Source organism: Candidatus Neomarinimicrobiota bacterium (assembly GCA_041862535.1).
In the GTDB taxonomy this organism is placed as follows: Bacteria; Fidelibacterota; Marinisomatia; order SCGC-AAA003-L08; family TS1B11.
Window position 1 is genome coordinate 1 of sequence record JBGVTM010000128.1, and the last position, 2,417, is coordinate 2,417.

At 53.9% G+C, this 2,417-nt stretch carries 2 protein-coding genes; one reads left to right on the plus strand and one right to left on the minus strand.

Translation table 11 applies throughout. The features are described from left to right. The coding region (locus ACETWG_04745; protein ID MFB0515898.1) for a glycoside hydrolase family 38 C-terminal domain-containing protein at positions 1-560 on the plus strand (560 nt) is incomplete at its 5' end. Between the two features lie 178 nt (positions 561-738). Here the strand turns inward: ACETWG_04745 and pckA are convergent. Further along, on the minus strand, positions 739-2,394 hold the full coding sequence (pckA, locus tag ACETWG_04750; protein MFB0515899.1) for a phosphoenolpyruvate carboxykinase (ATP): 1,656 nt from the start codon (positions 2,392-2,394) through the stop codon (positions 739-741). Positions 2,395-2,417 lie beyond the last annotated feature (23 nt).

A 2,417-nucleotide genomic window follows, 5' to 3' on the forward strand; every position in this document is an offset into this window, starting at 1 on the left:
AAGTGGCATCCATTCAGTGGGCTGACCTCTCGGAAGACAAGTATGGCGTGAGTCTGCTCAACAGATCGAAGTACGGGCATGACGTCAAGGGGAATATCATCCGGCTCTCGCTGCTCCGTTCTCCTACCTGGCCTGACGAAACAGCCGACCGTGGCAAGCACGTCATCGCCTATGCCCTCTATCCTCACCAAGGATCATGGCGGGAAGGGGAAAGCGTGAGAAGAGGTTATGAATACAACCATCCACCAATCGCCGTGCTAACCGGGACACACGCTGGCCAGCTGCCCGCAGAACATTCGTTTCTCCAGCTCGCGCCCTCCAATCTTGTGCTGACTGCTCTGAAAGCAGCCGAAGATACCCCCGATGCCTGGATCGTAAGATGGTACGAATCGCAGGGGGAAAAAGCAGTGGCGAAACTGACTCTACCCCGCGCGCCAACAAAAGTGGTGAATTCAAACTTCCTCGAAGATGACTTTGAGGAGCTTGCCGCCCCGAACAGGACCATCAGCATCGAGACGGCCGGGAATTCAATTCAGACCGTGAAGGTATATTACAAGTGAACTGATTCTGCCAGGCGCAATTGGTTGATCAGGCGTCTACAAGCCATCGGCCTGGAAGCTAGGTTCGCCCAACTCCACTAAACAAATCAGCCCCTGCGTATTGACAAGCAGCAGTGGCATAGGTGCGAGGAAAAAGTTAATCGCCTGGAAGTAGCGTGGGAGCGATCCTGGGTTCGGGCTACAAGGTAGAAAGCCGTTTCGGTCCAGCGTCGACCACTTCTTTGGTGCATCTTTTAGCGTAAAGCTTAAAATTTTCGATAAACCGCGCCGCCAAAGCGTCATACTTTTTCCAGTAATCATTGTTATCACCCCACGCGTTAGCTGGCTCCAACACTTCTTCGGGCACTCCTGGGCAGGAAAGGGGAACTTCAAAACCGAACAGCCTGTCTTGGCGGTACTGGACCTTATCCAGCTTACCTTCCAGGGCAGCATCCAGCAGGTTACGCGTGTGGTGGATGCTGATACGTCTGCCTACACCGAAGCGCCCCCCGACCCAGCCAGTGTTCACCAACCAGCACTTGACGTTGTGTTTCAACATCCGCTCTTTGAGCATAGTGGCATATTCCGCCGGGGAGCGTACCATAAACGGACCGCCGAAACAGGCACTGAAAGTGATTTTAGGTTCAATCCCGAGCCCGATTTCCGTGCCTGCTATCTTTGACGTGTAACCGCTGATGAAATGGTACTGGGTCTCCTCCAGATTAAGGCGCGCAATGGGCGGCATCACACCCGAGGCATCACAGGTGAGAAAGATAACATTCTCGGGATGGGACTTAGCCATACGCTCCGGCACCACGTTGGGAATATACTCCAGGGGGTAAGAGGCACGGGTATTCTCCGTCAGGATGTCATCATCCAGATCAATCCTGCGGGTAGCCGGATCGTAGACTACATTCTCAAGTATGGTACCAAATTTTCGGGTGCAGGCATGGATCTGCGGTTCGTGTTCGGCTGAAAGGCGAATGACCTTCGCGTAGCAACCACCTTCAAAGTTGAACACGCCGGTTGGACTCCAGCCGTGTTCATCGTCACCGATTAGCCTCCTCTTAGGATCGGCCGACAGGGTGGTCTTCCCGGTGCCGCTCAGTCCAAAGAAAAGGGCTACGTCGCCCCCGTCCCCCATATTGACCGAGCAGTGCATAGGCAATACGCCCTTAAACGTGAGCAGGAAATTCAAGGCCGTGAAAACGGTTTTTTTGATTTCACCACCATACAGGGAATTGGCGATAATGGCCATGCGTTCAGCGAAATTGAGGACGATGGCGGTACTCGTCCTGGTCCCGTCTATTTTGGGATCAACCTGAAACCCGGGCACGACGATGACCGTGAATTCGGGCACAAATTGCTTCAGCACATCCTGGTCCTTGATCGTGATGAACATATTCCGAGCGAATAGACCATGCCAGGCCTTCTCAGCGATAATCCGCACTTTCAGGCGATAATCCGGGTCGGCGCCGGCATAGCAGTCCTGTACGAAAAATTCCTCGTCTTGGGCAAAGGCTTGCACCCGGGCAAACAAGGAATTGAATTTCGCCACACTGAAAGGCCGGTTATACTCGCCCCACCAGATCTTATCTTCGGTAGTAGCCTCACGGACCACGAACTTGTCCGCTGCCGCCCGCGCCGTGTGTTTGCCCGTATTCACCATTACCGGACCCTCATGAGCAATACGCCCTTCATTGCGGAAAACAATCTCTTCATATAACGCCGGCGTTGGCAGGTTCCAGAAGACCCGGTCCAGATGGAGCAGACCGTGATTCTCCAGCCCGTATTCTGAGGCCAGATCCCGGGCCTGCTTGGTACTGGGCGTGTCAAAATGAAGGTACTTGCTCATGTCCAATCCCTCACCAGTTTGCG